Origin of the sequence: Bradyrhizobium sp. th-b2 (genome assembly GCF_000426785.1) — a bacterium.
In the GTDB taxonomy this organism is placed as follows: domain Bacteria; phylum Pseudomonadota; class Alphaproteobacteria; order Rhizobiales; family Xanthobacteraceae; genus Bradyrhizobium; species Bradyrhizobium septentrionale.
Genome location: NZ_AUGA01000004.1, coordinates 118,556 through 136,813 on the forward strand (window position 1 = coordinate 118,556; position 18,258 = coordinate 136,813).

Annotated in this window: 19 protein-coding genes; 13 read left to right on the plus strand and 6 right to left on the minus strand. The window is 65.3% G+C overall.

The features are described 5' to 3' along the window. Nucleotides 1-100: 100 nt before the first annotated feature. Entirely contained in the window at nucleotides 101-847 is a 747-nt protein-coding gene (locus K359_RS0107930; RefSeq protein ID WP_245284542.1) for a FadR/GntR family transcriptional regulator, read from the plus strand. A 965-nt stretch (nucleotides 848-1,812) separates the two neighbouring features. Here K359_RS0107930 and K359_RS58300 read toward each other — a convergent pair. Together K359_RS58300 and K359_RS51435 are read right to left on the minus strand one after the other, a co-directional pair. Next, nucleotides 1,813-2,016, minus strand: a complete 204-nt coding sequence (locus K359_RS58300) for a hypothetical protein (protein WP_063618916.1) — start codon at nucleotides 2,014-2,016, stop codon at nucleotides 1,813-1,815. Then, entirely contained in the window at nucleotides 2,007-3,857 is a 1,851-nt protein-coding gene (locus tag K359_RS51435; protein ID WP_063618917.1) for an adenylate/guanylate cyclase domain-containing protein, read from the minus strand. Before K359_RS51435 ends, K359_RS58300 begins: the two co-directional genes overlap by 10 nt. A gap of 188 nt (nucleotides 3,858-4,045) precedes the next feature. Between K359_RS51435 and K359_RS0107940 the strand changes: the two genes are divergently transcribed. From K359_RS0107940 to K359_RS0107990, 11 genes are all read left to right on the plus strand, one after another. Further along, nucleotides 4,046-4,777 (plus strand): cytochrome c biogenesis CcdA family protein, encoded by a 732-nt coding sequence (locus K359_RS0107940; RefSeq protein WP_156928408.1) that lies wholly within the window; start codon nucleotides 4,046-4,048, stop codon nucleotides 4,775-4,777. A gap of 130 nt (nucleotides 4,778-4,907) precedes the next feature. Beyond that, entirely contained in the window at nucleotides 4,908-5,372 is a 465-nt protein-coding gene (locus K359_RS0107945; protein WP_029078864.1) for a DoxX family protein, read from the plus strand. A gap of 87 nt (nucleotides 5,373-5,459) precedes the next feature. Beyond that, nucleotides 5,460-6,794: a DUF255 domain-containing protein gene (locus tag K359_RS0107950; protein ID WP_165125058.1), complete on the plus strand. Its 1,335-nt coding sequence runs from the start codon at nucleotides 5,460-5,462 to the stop codon at nucleotides 6,792-6,794. Continuing rightward, nucleotides 6,770-7,252, plus strand: coding sequence for a hypothetical protein (locus K359_RS0107955; RefSeq protein ID WP_029078866.1), 483 nt, complete (start codon nucleotides 6,770-6,772; stop codon nucleotides 7,250-7,252). Before K359_RS0107950 ends, K359_RS0107955 begins: the two co-directional genes overlap by 25 nt. Nucleotides 7,253-7,568: 316 nt before the next feature. Continuing rightward, nucleotides 7,569-7,832: a hypothetical protein gene (locus K359_RS0107960; protein ID WP_029078867.1), complete on the plus strand. Its 264-nt coding sequence runs from the start codon at nucleotides 7,569-7,571 to the stop codon at nucleotides 7,830-7,832. 194 nt (nucleotides 7,833-8,026) lie between these two features. After that, nucleotides 8,027-8,284 carry a hypothetical protein gene (locus K359_RS0107965; RefSeq protein ID WP_029078868.1) on the plus strand — a complete coding sequence of 86 codons (258 nt, stop codon included), beginning with the start codon at nucleotides 8,027-8,029 and terminating at the stop codon, nucleotides 8,282-8,284. Nucleotides 8,285-8,434: 150 nt separating this feature from the next. Next, nucleotides 8,435-9,283, plus strand: a complete 849-nt coding sequence (locus K359_RS0107970; RefSeq protein WP_035976316.1) for a DUF692 domain-containing protein — start codon at nucleotides 8,435-8,437, stop codon at nucleotides 9,281-9,283. After that, on the plus strand, nucleotides 9,280-10,065 hold the full coding sequence (locus K359_RS57160; RefSeq protein WP_051346054.1) for a DNA-binding domain-containing protein: 786 nt from the start codon (nucleotides 9,280-9,282) through the stop codon (nucleotides 10,063-10,065). The genes K359_RS0107970 and K359_RS57160 overlap by 4 nt, the downstream gene beginning before the upstream one ends. A gap of 9 nt (nucleotides 10,066-10,074) precedes the next feature. Beyond that, entirely contained in the window at nucleotides 10,075-10,851 is a 777-nt protein-coding gene (locus K359_RS0107980; protein ID WP_029078870.1) for a creatininase family protein, read from the plus strand. Next, entirely contained in the window at nucleotides 10,848-11,837 is a 990-nt protein-coding gene (locus K359_RS0107985) for a hypothetical protein (protein ID WP_029078871.1), read from the plus strand. Before K359_RS0107980 ends, K359_RS0107985 begins: the two co-directional genes overlap by 4 nt. A 97-nt stretch (nucleotides 11,838-11,934) precedes the next feature. Then, complete coding sequence (locus K359_RS0107990) at nucleotides 11,935-13,632, plus strand: SulP family inorganic anion transporter (protein WP_029078872.1); 1,698 nt, start codon at nucleotides 11,935-11,937, stop codon at nucleotides 13,630-13,632. 109 nt (nucleotides 13,633-13,741) lie between these two features. On the opposite strand, the gene K359_RS0107995 is transcribed toward K359_RS0107990, so the two are convergent. The 3 genes from K359_RS0107995 to K359_RS0108005 form a co-directional block, all read right to left on the minus strand. After that, the gene (locus tag K359_RS0107995; RefSeq protein WP_029078873.1) at nucleotides 13,742-14,134 is read right to left on the minus strand and encodes a hypothetical protein; all 393 of its coding nucleotides are present in this window, start codon (nucleotides 14,132-14,134) and stop codon (nucleotides 13,742-13,744) included. A gap of 151 nt (nucleotides 14,135-14,285) precedes the next feature. Then, nucleotides 14,286-15,641, minus strand: a complete 1,356-nt coding sequence (locus K359_RS0108000; RefSeq protein ID WP_245284543.1) for a Spy/CpxP family protein refolding chaperone — start codon at nucleotides 15,639-15,641, stop codon at nucleotides 14,286-14,288. 148 nt (nucleotides 15,642-15,789) lie between these two features. Continuing rightward, entirely contained in the window at nucleotides 15,790-17,214 is a 1,425-nt protein-coding gene (locus K359_RS0108005) for an FAD-binding oxidoreductase (RefSeq protein WP_029078875.1), read from the minus strand. A 161-nt stretch (nucleotides 17,215-17,375) separates the two neighbouring features. Here K359_RS0108005 and K359_RS0108010 point away from each other — a divergent pair, with 161 nt between their 5' ends. Further along, nucleotides 17,376-17,867 carry a thioesterase family protein gene (locus tag K359_RS0108010; RefSeq protein ID WP_029078876.1) on the plus strand — a complete coding sequence of 164 codons (492 nt, stop codon included), beginning with the start codon at nucleotides 17,376-17,378 and terminating at the stop codon, nucleotides 17,865-17,867. Nucleotides 17,868-17,879: 12 nt separating this feature from the next. Here K359_RS0108010 and K359_RS58660 read toward each other — a convergent pair whose 3' ends face one another. Then, the gene (locus K359_RS58660) at nucleotides 17,880-18,053 is read right to left on the minus strand and encodes a DUF1328 domain-containing protein (protein ID WP_021077209.1); all 174 of its coding nucleotides are present in this window, start codon (nucleotides 18,051-18,053) and stop codon (nucleotides 17,880-17,882) included. Nucleotides 18,054-18,258: the final 205 nt, after the last annotated feature.

Below are 18,258 nucleotides of genomic sequence, written 5' to 3' on the forward strand. Positions count from 1 at the left end.
GCTTGGCAGCTGATTTGTCATAATGTATGACAAAACAGATACGGTTGTGCAAGAGCGCGGCGCTGCGGCGGCGCAGGCACCAACCGCAGCGAGGCTTCCGATGTTCCAGACATCCAACGCATTGCGTCGGAGCGTGCACAGCCAGGTCACCGACCACGTCGGCAGCAGCATCGTGCGCGGCGATATCGGCGTCGGCGAGACGCTGCCGCCGGAGATGCAGATCTGCGAGATGATGGACGTCAGCCGCACCGTGGTGCGCGAGGCGATGCGAACCCTGACCGGCAAGGGCCTGATCGAGTCGCGGCCGAAGAGCGGCACGCGGGTGCGGCCGCCCGAGCAGTGGAACCAGCTCGATCCCGACGTGCTGCGCTGGCACCTCGAGACCGCGGAGATCGATCGCTACCTGGCAAAACTGTTCCAGCTGCGCGCCGCGGTCGAGCCCGGCGCCGCAGCGCTGGCGGCAACCCATGCCGAGGCGGACGACATCGCCCGCATTCGCGCCGGCTGCGACGGCATGGACGCGGCGAGGACCAACGACGACTTCGTCACGGCCGACATCATGTTCCATCAAGCGATCTATTTCGCGACCCGCAACGAGTTCTTCTGGCCGATCGCGCAGATGTTCGAGATCACCCTGCGCCAGAGTTTTACGATCGCCGCACCGGGCTCGCACCGCCCGCGCGCGCTGCGCGAACACCGCGCGGTACTCGACGCGATCGCCGCCGGCGAGGCCGAGGCGGCGCGCGCGGCCACCGTCGTGCTGCTGACGAATTCCGCCGATGACCTCGTGCGAATTCGCGGCAGGGAGTTCGAGACGCCGGCGGGCAAACCTGCGCGCAAGCGGTAGTGAGCGCACGACTCTCTCCTCATCGTCGTCCCTGCGAAAGCAGGGACCCATAGCCACCGATGCCAATTGGTTCGCAACGCTGGGGCCACAGCTCGCTTCAACAACACAACCCTGTGGTTATGGGTCCCTGCTTTCGCAGGGACGACCACGAGGATGGTTCTCGATTTCAACCTGTCAAACAACCTGCTCGGTGTCATCGCCAGGCTCGACCGGGCGATCCAGTATTCCAGAGACGCCGGTGCTTGAGCCGAAAGGCCGCGGCGGACTGGATCGCCCGGTCGAGCCGGGCGATGACAGTGTGGGTGGGGACACAGCTTTGCATTCTCGCGACATGATTCGTCCGAGCTTTGCATCTCTTGACCGCCCTCCTCTTGCAGAGGGCGCAGGGAAAGCCGGGTGCCGATCGCACCCATGGGCCCCGAGCAATGGGTAGAAAGCTCGGGGGTAGGACCACAGGTGTAACCGGAGCAATCCGGCTTTCCCTGCGCGATGGGTTACGGCTTACTTCGTGCTCTCCCCGGCGAGACTGGGCTTGTTTGTCCCTCGCATCACGCCTTCGCGTGTTGCTTGGGGACACCGGCCGCTAGGGCGTCAGGACCACACGACTTCACCGTCCGCTTCGCGTGCTCTCGTCAGCGACACGCTCGGCGTCCACCGCATCCCACACCGCGTTCGTGACGATCGCGACCCGCCCCTCGTATCGGGTGAGACGGGTGAACCTATAGCACTGAGTTGCTCTACTGATAAACCGAATTATTTCTGCGCGCGGGGATTGACAGGTTTTTGCTGTGTTGCCCGACGTGTCGAATTGGCAACACTGGTTGCCATCACGATGTGCATGGTAGGATGGGTCGAGCCCAGCGAAACCCATCCTCTCAACGCGCGGATAAGATGATGGGTTTCGCTGCGCTCGACCCATCCTACGATCTACTACGATCCACCAGCCGAACCTCGTCGCAACACAACTATTTCGAGCGTGCCACCGTGGTGCCGTCCCAGTCCTCGTCGGTGGGATTGGCGAGCTGATGCCGGCACCGCTCGATCATCAGCGACGAGGCCGCATCCGCGCCGCGGAGTTGCCGGGAGGTCTCGAACGCTGCGATCGCTGCGGTGAAATCGCCGGCGCGCCAGGCCGACAGTCCGGCCTCATAGGACGCGATCAGTCGCACGCGATCGCGCCCTCGTCGGCCATTGCGATCAACTCGTAGATGTCGAGCCCGCCGGCGCGGCCGTAGACGGCGAGCCGGTCGAGCTCGCGGACGACGATGCGATCACCGGCCAGACGCCGCGTCTCCGGACCGATGATGATGGTCGAGCCATAGACCTTGTTGGTGCTCTCGAGGCGGCTTGCGATGTTCACGGCATCGCCGATCACGGTGTAGTTGAGCCGCACCTCCGAGCCGATATTGCCGACCAGCATGTCGCCGGAGTTGATGCCGATGCGGATCGCGACCGCGTCTCCCTTGTCGTCGGCGAGGTCGGCCTGCGCCACCGCGCGCTGACAGGCGAGCGCCGCCCGGCAGCAATCCGCGGCGTGATCCGGGTTGGCCGCGGGCGCGCCCCAGAACGCCATCACGGCATCACCGATGAACTTGTCGATGGTACCACCCTCCTTCTGGATCGCCGCGGAGACGACGTCGAAATAGCGCGACAGCAGGGGGATGATGCGGTCGCCGAGCCGCTCCGACATGCCGGTGAAGCCGGCAAGATCGATGAACATCACGCTCATCGGCCGCACCGCGCCGCCTAGCCGCGCGCCGTTGCCGTCGCTGACCAGCCGCCGCACCAGATCGGCGGGGATGTATTTGCGGAACGCGGCGAGCCCCTGCGCCATGTCGCCGATCGCGCCCGAGAGGTTTTCGATCTCGGCAAGGCGCGACGGATGCCGCTCGACCTTGTCGAGGTCGAAGCGCTCGACATGCCGGATCTCGCCGACCACCTTGATCAGGGGCGCCGCGATCAGGCGCTGCGCCAGCCAGGCCGACAACAGGCCGGCGGCCGCGATCAACGCAGCTAGCCCGATCAGGAGATTGCGGATCGTCATCCGCACCGGGCCGAGGAATTCGGATTCCGGCACCACCGTCACCAGCGACCAGCCCGGAAACGAGATCGGCGTCAGCACCGCCTGATAGGCCTGCCCGTCCCGTGTGACCTGCGAGCGGTACGCCTCGCCCTCGCCGGGATCGTAGGCCTTGCCGGCCTGCCTGACCGCGGCGACCGCAACCGGCAGCAGCGGGTGGTCGGTCTTCAGCGCATTCAGCTCGTCGGCGTCGGGATCGGGAGACGCGATCACGCTGCCGTCGCGATCGAGCAGGAAGGCGCCCGCAGACTTGCCGACCGTGAGTTGCGAGAGGAAGTTCGACACTCGGGTCAGCTCGATGATGATGGCGAGCACGCCGGTGCGCTCCCCGTCGACGTCGATCGGCACCGCCAGCATCGCGGCCAGCCGCTCGCCGCGGGGCAGCGTCGTCAGCGTCGACCATTGCTGGTCGCGGGCTGCGATTGCATCGCGAAACCAGGGCTGGTCGGTGACCAGATATTTGCCATCCTCGACGGTGCTATCCCTGAGCTTGATGTCGATGCCGGCATAGTCGTATCGATCGGCCTTGAGCTTGCGGTCGGGTGAGATGGTCAGCATCTCGACGCCGGCATCGCCGAGCTTGTGCCCACCGAAGAACGAGCCGTCCGGCCAGCCGAATGCAACCCATGAAATGGTCGGTTGCGACTGCAACTGCGACAGGAACACGAACTGCCGCTTGCGCGCGTCGCTTGCGTCCAGCACCTTCTCGGTCAACAACGTCCGCACCGCCGTCATCGACGAACGCGCTTCGGTCGTGATCGACTGCAATTCGTCGCCGACCGCGGAGACGATCTGGTCATTGATGGTGTCGGCCAGGGTCTGGCTCACCCGTTGTGCGGTGCGCCACCACAACAGATGCACGCCGACGGCGCTGACCACGATCGAGGTCAGGACGAGGGCCGAGATGGCGCTGCGGATGCCGATGCGCATCGTTGGGGTCCGTATCAACGGTTTCATTACCGCACTACGGAACATATCAGGGTTTGTTTCACCCGCACGGCCTTGGCGTAGCGCCCGGACACGGCCCTGTGACCATAGTTGAATGTGCCGGCGACGAAACTTCTGGATTGTTGGCCGCGTACACGCCAAGACAAGACAGTTACCTCGAAGGTCCATTGATGCACGACGTCTCGATCCCGGCAGCCCTGATCGCCGGCCTTGTCAGCTTCCTGTCGCCCTGCGTGCTGCCGCTGGTGCCGCCCTATCTGATCTATTTGACCGGGGCGACCATCGAGCAGGTCAATCAGGACGGCGCCACCGCGGCCTCCAAGCGCGCGGTGATGGTGGCGGCGCTGATGTTCGTGCTGGGCTTCTCCACCGTGTTCGTCGCGCTCGGCGCCAGCGCCTCCCTGGTCGGCGGGCTGGTGCGGGCATGGTCGGCCGAGCTCTCGATCCTGGCCGGCATCGTCATCATCATCATGGGCCTGCACTTCCTCGGCGTGACCCGGATCGGCCTCTTGATGCGCGAGGGGCGCATGACCGCACCGAAGCCGGTCGGGCTGTGGGGCGCCTATGTCATGGGCCTTGCGTTCGCGTTCGGCTGGACGCCCTGCATTGGGCCGATCCTGGCGGCCATCCTCTCGATTGCGGCCGCCGAGGCCACGGTGACGAAGGGCGCCGGCCTGCTCGCGGTGTATTCCGCCGGGCTCGGCATCCCGTTCCTGCTGGCGGCCTTCATGATCAAGCATTTCTCCTCGCTGTTCGCGCGGATGAAGCGCCATCTCGACACCGTCGAGCGGGTGATGGGCGTGCTGATGGTCGTGACCGGCATCGGCTTTCTGACCGGCGCCGTCTCCGGCGTCAGCGTCTGGCTGCTGGAAACCTTCCCGGCGCTGCAAAATATCGGCTAGGCGCGTAACAAGCCCGCCACGACCGGCGAAACTCCTGCCATGACGGGCCCGTAGCTTTTAGCTCGTGCCCTTTGCCGCGCGTGCGCCCAACGGGCGCAGGCGGCCTGGCGAGATATTCGGGAGGGTTCGCATGAATTTCATCGTTAATTTGCTGATTCTGCTGCCGGCGCGGATCGCTTCGCATTTTTCGTGGGCCGGGCCGCTGATCATGCGGATCATCGTCGGCTACACCTTCATGCTGGCCGGCTGGGGCAAGCTCACCAACCTCGCCCAGGTCACCGAGAATTTCGTCGGCTGGGGCATTCCGTTCCCGACCATCCTCACCCCCTTTGTATCAGGCGTCGAATGCTTCGGCGGCGCGATGCTGATCCTCGGCCTGTTCACACGCATTCCCGCCGCGATGCTCGCGGTGGTGATGATCGTCGCGATCAGGTCGGCGAAATGGGGCGACGTCGATTCGCTGGAGACGCTGCTCGGCTTCGAGGAAGCGACCTACTTCGCCGCCTTCATGTGGCTTGCGATTGCAGGTCCCGGCGCCGCCTCGCTCGACCGCCTGCTGGTCAACGCGGTGGCCGGCCAGAAGGCGGCGACCTGAGAGGCTGGCTCACGATCCCGTGACATGGCGAGCCCCGATCCGGGCGGGCACGTAGCTCACACGACCCCTCGCCGCCAGGAGCGCGCCATGAGACTTGTCCGCACCATCGCAATTCTCGTGGCGTTGAGCGCGTCACCATCGCTGGCGGCGGACGGCCCGGCATGGAGCGACTGGGGCCACGATCCGTTCGCACGCGCCACGGCCGAGAAGCGCTTCGTCATCCTCGATCTCGAGGCGGTGTGGTGCCACTGGTGCCACGTGATGGAGAAGACGACCTACGCCGACCCCAAGGTGCAGGAACTACTGTCGGCAAGATATCTCCCCGTCCGCGTCGACCAGGACGCCAATCCGGACCTCTCCAGCCGCTATGGCGACTGGGGCTGGCCGGCAACCATCGTGTTCGCGCCTGACGGCACCGAGATCGCGAAGATCAGGGGCTATATCGAGCCGGAGCGGATGCAGTCGCTGCTCAAGGCCATCATCGACGATCCCTCGCCGGGCCCGTCGGTCGGCGAGGCCTTTGAGGTCAAGCCCGCCGCCTCGGCCTTTCTCGGCAAGGCGCAGCGCGCTGAGCTGAATAAGGCCTTCGACGAGTCCTACGACGAGAAACTCGGCGGCTGGGGCGAGAACCAGAAATATATCGATGCCGACAGCCTCGACCTTGCGATCGGCCGCGCCGAAGCCGGCGACGCCACGGCGACAAAGCGCGCGAGGCAGACGCTCGATGCCGCGATCGCGCTGATCGATCCGGTGTGGGGCGGCGTGTTCCAGTATTCCGAGGCCGGCTCCTGGAAGCGACCGCATTTCGAGAAGATCATCTCGTTCCAGTCGCAATATCTGCGGCAATACAGCCACGCCTATGCGCTGTGGAAGGACCCGAAATATCTCGCGGCCGCGCGCGACGTCGAGCGTTACCTGACAAGCTTCCTGCTGAGCCCCGACGGCGCCTTCCATGTCAGCCAGGACGCCGATCTCAATCACGATGTCGACGGCCACACATACTACGCGCTTGATGATGCCGAGCGCCGCAAGCTCGGCCTGCCCCGCATCGACAAGAACCTCTATGCGCGGGAGAACGGCTGGGCGATCTCGGGTCTCGTGGCCTATCATGACGCGAGCGACGATCCGAAGGCGCTTGAGATCGCCGAGCGGGCGGCAAAATGGGTGCTGGCCAATCGGGCGCTGCCGGATGGCGGCTTCCGCCATGGCGAGACGGATCGCGGCGGCCCCTTCCTCGGCGACACCGTCGCGATGGGACAGGCCTTGCTCGATCTCTACGCCGCGACCGGCAATCGCGACTGGCTGACGGCGGCAGCGAAGGCAGGCGATTTCGTCGCGGGCTTCCGCGACGAGGCCGGCGGCTTCTTCACCGCGAAGACGTCGGAGGGAAAGCGGGCGTGTTTGCAAAGCCCGCAAAACTGATCGACGACCAGATCCAGGTCGCGCGTTTCATGAACATGCTCAATCGCTATACCGGCAGCAACGGCACCCGCGAACAGGCGGCGCATGCCATGCGTTACTTGAGCGCGGCGTCGGCCGAGATGCCGCGGCCGCTGCCCGGCGTGCTGCTCGCCGACGAGGAGCTCGCGGTCGAACCGACGCATGTGACGATCGTCGGACACAAGGATGACGGCCGCGCGCTAGCGCTGCATGCGATCGCCCGCGCCCAGCCCGCCCGCTACAAGCGGCTCGAATGGCTCGACCTCCGCGAAGGCAAGCTGCCCAACCCTGATGTCGACTATCCCGATCTCGGCGAGCCCGCGGCGTTTGCCTGCAGCAACCGCATCTGCTCATTCCCGGCGTTCAGTGCCGAGGAATTGCAGGCGAACGTGGCGCAGATGGCGAAGCTCAAGCCGGCGCGATCAGCGCAGAATGATTAAAATGCAGAGAGTGCGATGCAGCAAACCGATCGGCACCGCGCAATGAAACACTCTTTGATCCGCGGTGTTTGACATGAACCGGGCATCAGACCCGGGTCGAACAAAATTTTCTTTTGAAGCGCTGTAACCAAATCGCCTGATACCCCGTAGCTGATTTTGGACCAGCACTCAAATCGCGGGAAGCACCGCGCCGCGGACGCCCCTGCGATCTGATTGTTCTCCGAATGTCCATCCGTTGTGCGGTCCGGGATCGAACGATCATCGGATACTCACGGACCACGTTTACTGCATTCAAACAATCACCGAGGAGATCGTCATGAAGTTGAATTCGAAGTCCGGCGCCACGCTCGCCGTCGCTGCGGCCACCCTGTTCCTCGCCGGCTCCGTGGTTTCAACCACCTCGACCGCCGCCAATGCCGCCACCGGCAAGTGCATGGCCGGCAATGCCTGCAAGGGCCAGAGCGCCTGCAAGGGCGGCGCCAATTCCTGCAAGGGCCTGAACGCCTGCAAGGGCACCGGCTTCTCGATGGCCTCGGAGAAGCAGTGCATGGCTCAAGGCGGCAAATTCGTCAAAGGCTGATCGCAGCGGTCAACGGCCGGAGAAGGCCCGGCACGCAGACCGGGCTTTCTTCATTGCGAGCAGCAAAATGTCCGTCCTTGGTGTAACCAGGACGGACTGCTGTGCGTAGCTATCAATCGGGTGCAGCCCTGGTCCGGGACTGTCGCAGGCCGGCGGGCGCCGCACCTTCAACCATCGTCCGTAAGGAGACGCTCATGAAGGTTACGACCAAGTCCGGCGCCACACTTGCCGCCGCTGCAGCCACGCTGTTCCTCGCCGGTGCTGTCGTGTCGACGCCGTCCTACGCCGCGGGCGAAGGCAAATGCATCGGCGCCAATGCCTGCAAGGGCCAGAGCTCCTGCAAGGGCGGCAACCACGCCTGCAAGGGCCAGAATGCCTGCAAGGGTCAGGGCTTCTCGTCCATGACCAAGGATCAGTGCACCACCGCCAAGGGCAAGTTCGAGCCCGCCTGAACCGATCGAGCGGGACGAGGCCCGGCATAGGCCGGGCCTCGTTTCCATGTTAGTTTTGCAGACGAGACGCTGCGATTGCAGCGCCTGCCACGCGGAGACGCCATGAACGTCGCAAGCCGATTGCCCACGACGGCGCACACGGGGCAAACGATGCAAGCGGCCAAACCGCCGTTCCTGGGCTTTGGCCTCGGCCTGCGCGCGCAGCACTACGACGAGATCCTGAACGGCAATCCGCCGATCGACTGGTTCGAGGTGATCAGCGAGAACTACATGCTGCCGGGCGGCCAGCCGCTGCGCATCCTCGACCGGATCTGCGAGCGCTATCCCGTGGTGATGCACGGCGTCTCGCTGTCGATCGCCTCCACCGCGCCGCCGAATTTCGACTATCTGGAGGGCCTGAAGGACCTCGCAAAACGCGTGCAGCCGAAATGGGTGTCGGACCATTTGTGCTGGACCGGCGTGCACGGCAAGAACCTGCACGATCTGCTGCCGATCCCCTACACAGAGGAGGCGCTCGATCATGTCGTGAGCCGCGTGCAGCTGGTGCAGGATGTCCTCGGTCGCGCGCTGGTGCTCGAGAATGTCTCGACCTATGTGCAGTTCAACAATTCCGAGATGACGGAGTGGGAATTCCTCTCCGAGCTGTCGCGCCGCTCCGGCTGCTGGCTGCTGTTCGACATCAACAATGTCTATGTCAGCGCCTTCAACCACGGCTATGATCCGATGGCCTTCCTCAACGGCATTCCGGCGGATCGCGTGGTGCAATTTCACATGGCGGGCCACAGCCATATGGAGACGCACATCATCGACACGCACGACCATCCGGTGTGCGAGGATGTCTGGGAGCTCTATGTCGCGGCATTGCAGCGGTTCGGCCGGGTCTCGACCATGATCGAGCGCGACGACAACATCCCGCCTCTCGACGAATTGCTGATCGAGGTCACGCGCACCCGCGAGATCGCGGCGCAGGTGCTGGGCGCGGGCGCGCCGGCGGCATGAGCGACTTCGCGCGCCAGCAGGGCGACTTCCAGCACGCCATCCTCACCGGCGACGATAATATCCTGACCGAAATCCTCGACAGCCCCAGGGAGACGCGCGCGACGCTGTTCGGCGTCTACCGCCACGCCTATGGCTCGCGGCTGGTCGAAGCGATGCGCAACGACCACGCGCTGCTGCATCGCTTTCTCGGCGACGAGATGTTCGACGAGATGGGCCACGCCTACGTCAGGGCACGGCCATCAGAGCATCCGAACCTGCGCTGGTTCTCGCAATGGTTGCCTGACTTCCTGAAGTCCGCCGAACCCTACAGCCATCATCCGGTGCTCGCCGGCCTTGCCGCGCTGGAGAAGGCGCTGAACGACGCCTTCGACGCCCGCGAGGGCGCCGTGCTCGCGCTGGAGACGATGGCGGGTTTCGCGCCCGAGGTCTGGAACGACCTGGTGTTCCAGCCGCATCCGAGCGCTGCGCGGATCGACCTGTCGACCAATGCCGCCGCGATCTGGATCGCACTGAAGAACGACGAGACGCCACCCGAGGCGGCGACGCTGGCCGAGCCCGCCCGCCTCCTGATCTGGCGCCAGGACACCACGCCGATGTTCCGCGAGCTGCCGGCCGAGGAAGCGATGATGTGGGACGAAGCCTCTGCCGGCATTCCGTTCGGCGTGCTCTGCGAGATGCTCGCGACCTATGACGATCCCGACGGTGCTGCAGCACGCGGCGCCGGCTATCTGCACGGCTGGATCACGGCGGGACTGCTGACGGCGGCATCGGTTCGCGAATAGGGGCGCGGCATGAGCGCCGAGATCATCAACCACTTCATCGAGCGCCTCACCTGGGACGAGGTCGCGCGGCGAATTGCGGCTGGCCGACCGGCGATCCTGCCGATCGGCGCCGCCGCCAAGCAACACGGTTTCCATCTGCCGCTCAACACCGACCGCGTGCAGGCCGAGTGGTTTGCGGCGCATCTCGCCGAACGCATCGACGCACTGATCTGGCCGACCCTCACCTACGGCCACTACCCCGCTTTCATCAACTATGCCGGAAGCGCCAGCCTGTCGGCAGCAACGTTCGAAGCCATGGTGCATGAGATCGCCGCCGGCATCCTCGACAACGGTATCAGCACCTTGTTCGTGCTCAACACGGGAGTCAGCACTCTCGCTCCGGTCGAACGCGCGCTGGCGGGTTTCGAACCGGCCAAGGTGACGCATCTGCGGCTCTATCAGGGCCCGCGCTTCCGCCGCACGGCCGAGCAGATCTCCGAGCAGCGCCATGGCAGCCACGCCGACGAGCTGGAGACGTCCCTGATGCTGGCGCTGGCACCGGATGTGGTCGATCCGGAACGCGCCGAAGCCAGTCCCGCTTTGCGCTACGAGGTGCCGGGCCGCCTGACGCCGTCGGACAGCAATTCGCCGAACTACAGCCGATCCGGCAGCTACGGCGATCCGACGCTGGCGACATCAGCCAAGGGCGCGGCGCTGCTCGCGGCCATTCTCGACGATCTCAGCGATCAGGTGACCGCGGCCCTTGGCGAGAACGACAGGCCACAGCCGCGCGGCACGCCGCGATGAAGAGCATCCCGACCTATCGCGTGATATCAGCCGCGATGCTGGTCGCGGCGATCCTCATCGGCATCGTATCATGTCACGTCAAGGCACAGTCCGAGTTCATGCGCGGCGAAGGCATGCCCTACGACGCCTTCGACCGGCTGCCCAGGACCGATCTCGAAGTGTCTGGTGGCACCATTCATGTCGGGTTCGCGCCCGGCAACATGGCGCTGCCCAAGGAGAAAATATTCGACTGGATCAAGGCGTCCGCCAGAGCGGTCTCGATTTACTACGGCCGGTTTCCCGTCAACTCGCTGCGGCTTCTGCTGGTGCCGGTCGACGGCTCGCGCGTGCGCGGCGGCACCACATGGGGTTATCGCGGCGCTGCGATCCGGCTGCCGATCGGCCGCGATGCCGATGCGGACGATCTCAAGCGCGACTGGGTGATCGTGCACGAGATGGTGCACACCGCCCTGCCCGATCTCGACGACCGCTACGCCTGGCTGTCGGAAGGGCTCGCGGTCTATGTCGAGCCGGTCGCGCGCGTGCAGGCCGGCGACCTGACGGCGCAGGAAATCTGGCAGGCGATGGTGCGCGACATGCCCAAGGGCCTGCCGCAGGCCGGCGACGAGGGCCTCGACAATACCGACACCTGGGGCCGGAAATACTGGGGCGGCGCGATGTTCTGCCTGTTCGCGGATGTCGAAATCCGCAAGCGCACCGGCAACAAACTCGGCCTGCAGGATGCCGTGCGCGGCGTGCTCGCCGCCGGCGGCAATCACGAAAAGGACTGGCCGATCGCGCGCGTGCTGTCCACCGCCGACAAGGCGGTCGGCGTCGACGTGCTGACGCGGCTGCATGACGAATGGGGATCAAAGCCGGTGACACCCGATCTTGCCGGACTGTGGCGCGATCTCGGAGTGAAGATGAAGGGTAATAGTATTGCGTTCGACGACAACGCGCCGCTGGCGGCGATCCGCAAGGCGATCACCGAGGCGCGCGCCGGATAGCTGTCCGCTTCGCGGCTGCACATAACCCAACTCCGCTGGCTTTTGGCTGCGCGATATCCGAATATTCAAGAATCGCGGCAATCCACGTGGGAGACCGATGGGCCAGGATCATCCGACACGCGCCAGCTGGCCGGTCTTCCGTTCGCTGGCCGCATTCCGGCCGAGCGACCTGCCCGGCGACCTGATCGCCGGGCTGACGCTTGCCGCGATCGCGATCCCGGAGCAGATGGCGACCGCGCGGCTTGGCGGCTTCTCGCCGCAGATCGGCTTCTTTGCCTTCATGGCGGGCTCGCTCGGCTTTGCGATGTTAGGGGCCAACCGCTTCCTGTCCTGCGGCGCCGATTCCACGATCACGCCGATCTTCGCGGCGGGCCTCGCGCTGATGGCAACCGCGGGTTCACCCGACTATCAGTCGCTGGCGATGGCGCTGGCGCTGATGGTCGGCGCGATCATGATCGCCGGCGGCCTGTTCAAGCTCGGCTGGGTCGCCAATTTGCTGTCGACGCCGGTCACAGTCGGCTTCCTCGCCGGCATCTCCGTCCACATCCTGGTCTCGCAACTGCCCGGCGTGCTCGGCCTGACCACGCCGGACGGGCCGACGCTGTACAAGCTCGGGGTTCTCGCGGCAGAGATCGGCCAAACAAATTTCTATACGCTGGCGATCGGCCTCGGCGTGCTGGCGCTGGTCGCGGGATCGGAGAAGATCAGCGCGCGCATTCCGGGCGCGCTGATCGGCCTTGTCGTGGCCACCATTGCTGTCATCGCCGGCCATCTCGAAAGCAAGGGCGTCAAGGTGGTCGGCATCGTGCCGGGGTCGCTGCCGAAGCCGTCATTTCCGGACATCGCACCGGAGCGATGGATCAAACTGTTGTCGCTGGCGATCCTGATCGCCATCGTGGTCATGGTGCAGACCGCGGCGACGACGCGTTCGTTTCTGTCAGATCCGGACAAGCCGGCCGACGTCGATCGCGACTTCCTCGGCGCCGGTGCCGGCAGCCTCTTGTCCGGCCTGTTCGGCGCCTTCCCCGTCAACGCCAGTCCGCCGCGCACCGGCATCGTCTCGGAGACCGGCGGACGCACGCAGCTCGCCGGGCTGTTCGCCGCGACAATCGTGCTCGCGCTGCTCGCGTTCGGCGCGACGCTGCTCAAACACGTGCCTGACGCTGCGCTCGGCGGTGTGCTGCTGTTCGTGGCGCTGCGCATCATCCGCGTGAAACAGATCGTCGCGATCTTCCGCCAGTCGTTCTACGAATTCCTGCTGGTGCTGGCGACGGCGGCCGCGATCATCGTGCTGCCGATCGAGCAAGGCGTCGCAGTCGGCATCGCGCTGTCGCTGCTGCACGGCATCTGGACCACGACGCGGGGCCAACTGGTGGAATTCGTCCACGTGGCTGGCACCACGATCTGGTGGCCGACGGGTCCGCACGTCACCGGCGAGCGCAAGCCCGGCATTGCCGTCGTCGGCCTGCAGGCGCCGCTGTCGTTCCTCAACGCGCAAGGCTTTCACAGCGACGTGCTCAAAACCATCGGCACGGCGACGCCGAAACCGCTTCTGCTGGTGATCGAGGCCAGCGGCATGATCGAGATCGATTTCACGGCGGCGCAGGCGTTGCGCGATCTGTTTCGCGAATGCCGCGATGACGGCGTGACGGTGGCGGTGGCGCGGCTCGAATCCGCACGCGCGCAGGACGCGTTCGAGCGCTTCGATCTCTACGCGGTTCTGCCGCGCGACCACGTCTTCCGCAGCGTCGACGAAGCGGTGCGGACGCTGGGCCCACAGGCGAGTAATTCGTAGCCCGGATGAAGCGAAGCGCAATCCGGGATTCTCTCGTGCATTGATGAACCGTCCCGGATTTCGCTTACGCTCCATCCGGGCTACGGGGACTCGCCTCGGCCGGAGCAACTCAAGCCTGCTCGCCCTCGAGCGTCGGATGCTCCCTCAGGACGTCGGCCTTGATGGAATTGGTGTGGATGGCGCGGAACAGCGCCCGGCCGGTCTTGATGTTGTTGGCCTTCATGCAGAGGCCGACGATCTCGCGCACCGCGGAATCCCGCATCATCTCGTCGGATATTTTCATCGCGATCTCCATCGCGGTCCTGGCGGCACGCTCGTAGCGCTCACGCTCGACCTGATGCTTGTTCGGCGAACGCTTCTCGGGCGCGCCGACCGCCTCGGCGCAGCTAGCGGCGTCGCGGCAGATCGCGCGTATCCGCTGCGCAGCCTCGATATCGCCGAGCGGCTGCTCGACGGGATCATCCCAGATGTCTTTGCGCTTGGCCTTGCTGAACGTCCACATCGCCGTACCCCGAAAGCGCGGCGAGCATAGCTGGCCTGGGCACAACCTGTGAACCGCAGAGTCCTCTCGGCGCAAGAGCGAGATGCTGGCTATGGCATCATGGCCACACCGGAACAGCCGATCCGGCGAGTGACTTGATGTCACACGCGCATCAAGCCGATCGTTGCGGCCCGATCGCCTCGAACTGCGCCTTTTGCTCGTCACTGAGGGTGGCGTAGAAATTCTCAAGCGCGGCGCGGACGTCCTTGACAGCCTGCAGCATGACGTCGAGCCGATTCGCAACGGAGGCGAGACGCGCCGGCGGGGTCATCGCGTCGTTGGGCTGGCACGCCGCCTTCAGTTTGCGGGCCGCATCGGCGCTGGTGTCCTGAAGCGCCTGGAGCGCTGCGCGCTGGGCGTCGTTGAGCTGCATCCGGGCCTGGATCTCGCTCGTCGGCCAATCCTGCGCGGCACCCTGCGCAGCGCCGCAGTTCCGGGCGACTGCCGCGTTCTGGTCACCTTTGGGATCGCGCGCCGCGGCTTCCTTGCGCTGGCTGTCGGCGAGCGCGTTGAACCGCGCCTTCTGCTCATCGTCGAGCAGGCCGTAGAATTTCTCCAGCGGCGGCCTGACGGTTGCGACCGCCGTCACCATCGCTTCGATCCGCTGCTGCATGGCGGCGAGGCGGTTCGGCGCGGTCAACACCACCTGTGCAGGACATGCCGCCCGAATGGTGCGGGCGGCTGCGAGCGACGCTTCGCCGAGTTCGCCGAGCGCAGCCAGCTGCGCATCGGTCGGCTGCACAGTATCCGCAATCTGATCCACCGGCAGGCCGGCAATCGAGCGGCTGTCATTGCCGCACATCTCTTCGATCCGCCCGCCGCCGCGATATCGGCGGCCCGGCCTGCGATCTGGCAGATAGCCCCTGAGATCGTCATAACCATAGGGACCGAAGATGCCGGCATAGATGTCCGGATAGCCGTAGCCCCAGAATCCGAGATCGTCGCCCCAGACCGCGTAGTCATAGATGTCGTTGTAGGCGAACGGCCAGAACAGCGGGCCGACCCAACCATAGCCGCCGCCGGAATGCTGCCACCAGCCGCTGGCGACAGTCCCGCCGTGCCAGCCGGCGAGCGCCGCGGCCGCCGCGATCTGCGCACGCGCCGCCGGGTTGCTCAACAGCCGGCCGTTGCGCAATGCGCCGTTGCGCGACAGCGAGTTGAACGCATTGCGCATGTTGCCGGGCTGGCCGAAATTTGCCGCCCCGCGCGACACGAAGGCGCCATGGCCGGCGAAGCCTGATCGCGGGATCGCGTGCGAACGGCCGAACCCGCCATGATGGCCGCCGCCGAAATGCATGTGGCCAAAGCCATGCCCGCCATGTCGATGACCACCGCCATATCCATGGCCACCGCCATGTCCATGGCCACCGCCGTGCCCGTGACCGCCACCATGGCCTCCTCCATGGCCGCCACCGTGCCCGCCGCCGCGGGCGATCGCGTCGCCCGACAGCGCCATGGCAACGATCATGACTGCAATTCCGATTGCTCGTCCGATCACTCGTCTCGCTCCGCGCCAATACACTACGGCACAGGAAAGACGCCGGACGGACGGAAAAGTTCCGCGCGATCGCGGCGCGCAACCGCTCGCGGATACTGCGCTGCTGAGTAACGGCGCCTCAGGCGGCCGGGACGATCTTTCCGGGATTGAAGATGTTCTGCGGATCGAGCGCCTGCTTCAGCGCCCGCATCGCGTCGAGCGCCTCCACCCCGAGCTCGGCCTTGAGATATTTCTGCTTGCCCTGGCCGATGCCGTGCTCGCCGGTGCAGGTGCCGCCCATCGCCTGCGCGCGTTCGACCAGACGATGCATGAACTCCTCGCCGCGCGCCATCTCGTCCTCGTTGTCGATGTCGCACACCAGTGAGCAGTGGAAATTGCCGTCGCCGACATGGCCGACGATCGGCGACATCAGGTTGAGCCGCTTCAGATCGTCCTCGGTCTCGGTGACGCAGTCGGCAAGCCGCGAGATCGGCACGCAGACGTCGGTCGCGACGACGCCGATGCGGTCGCCGGGACGCAGCGCCTTCACCGACCAGTAGGCGTCATGCCGGGCCTGCCACAGCCTGGTGCGGTCCTCCGGCTTGGTGGTCCAGGAGAAGTCGCCGCCGCCGCATTCGGCGGCGATGTCGTGGAAGTTCTTCGACTGCTCGGCGACCTCGACCTCGCTGCCGTGGAATTCCAGCAACAGCAGCGGCGTCTCCGGCAGCGACAGTTTCGAATAGCTGTTGCAGGCCTTCACCTGCTCGGCATTGAGCAGCTCGATGCGAGCGACCGGGATGCCGGTCTGGATCGCGAGGATGGTCGCCTGGCAAGCGCCGCGCACCGTCTCGAACGAACAGGCGGCGGCGGCGATCGTTTCGGGAATGCCGCGCAGCTTGATGGTGAGCTCGGAGATGATGCCGAGCGTGCCTTCGGCGCCGATGAACAGATGCGTCAGGTCGTAGCCGGCCGACGACTTCTTGGCCCGCGTGCCTGTGGTGATGATCTCGCCGTCGCCGCGCACCACCTTCAGCGCCAGCACGTTCTCGCGCATGGTGCCGTAGCGCACCGCGTTGGTGCCGGAGGCGCGGGTCGAGGTCATGCCGCCGAGCGAAGCGTCGGCGCCGGGATCGATCGGAAAGAACAAGCCCTGGTCGCGCAGATGCTCGTTGAGCGCCTTCCGCGTCACGCCGGGCTGGATCACGCAGTCGAGGTCCTCGGCATGCACCTCGAGCACCTTGTTCATGTCGCGCAGATCGATGCAGACGCCGCCCGCAGGCGCATTGACCTGGCCCTCGAGCGAAGTTCCGGTACCGAACGCGATCACCGGCACGCAGTTCGCGGCACAGATCCGCACCACGTCCTGAATGTCAGCCGTCTCCTGCGCCATCACCACTGCGTCCGGCGGCTGGTTCGGCAGCCATGTGGTGGTATGGGCGTGCTGTTCGCGCACGGCCAAAGACGTGACGAGCCGGTTGCCGAACCGCGCCGCCAGCGCGTCGATCGCGCGCTTCAGGGCCTGCGGCTCAGGTCGCGTCAAATTGCTCGAAATCGTTGTCGCCAAGTCAAATTTCCTCCCGGCTTTAGCCGACCGTGGCAAAGCTTGTATAAGGGGTCAAGAGAGCCGGACTTGAAAAAGTGGCCGCCGGAGTCACAGAAAAGCTCATGCTCGAACGCCAGCAAACCGGGGGATGGACGATGACGCCAGTGACTGCCGCAAGCGAGATGCCGATCCCGCCGGCCCCGTTCAAATCCTCTCTGATGCAGATCGAGCCGCAATGGATCGATTACAACGGCCATCTCAACATGGCCTACTACAACGTGATGTTCGACCGCGCCATCGACGAGATGTGGCTGCAGCTCGGGATCGGGCCGGCCTACATGACGGCGCGGCACTGCTCGACGTTCACCGCCGAGTGTCACGTCCGCTACTTGCGGGAGATTCATCTCGGCGATCCCGTGCAGGTCTCGGTGTTCCTGCTCGGCGCCGACGAGAAGCGGCTGCACACCTTCGAGGAGCTGCGCCACGCCACCGAGGGCTGGCTCTCGGCGACCTCGGAAAACCTCACGCTGCACATCGACATGGAGGCGCGCAAGGTGGCGCCGTTTCCGCCTGACATTCAGACGCGTGCCCGGGCGATCGTGGAGAGCTATGCGGGCGTGCCGCGTCCGGAGGGCATCGGCCGCAACGTGGCGATGCCCTCCACCAAGACGTAACCAAGCGCCGCGTTAGACCCTTGTGCGGCCACGCGCCAATCCGACCACCGCCGACACCAGGAACAGGATGATGGCGATGAAGAAGATCGCCTTGGCGATTTCGATCGAGGCGCCGGCGATGCCGCCGAAGCCCAGAATTCCCGCGATCAGGGCGATGACCAGGAATGTGACGACCCAGCTCAGCATGATCAAACCTCCGCTTCGTTTCCTCGTTCGTTTCCCAGCGCGGACCTCTGCCCGGCGTCGAACTTGTTGAAACAATCCTGCGGGGAAACGCTGGTTCCTGATCGCGAAACCGCGAGATTTTCGCCGATTTCAGGAACCAGGCCGGTTGTACGCTGCTGCCAAAAGCGTTCCTGTCGGCCGCGATAAAACCTGTCAAAACGGCCGA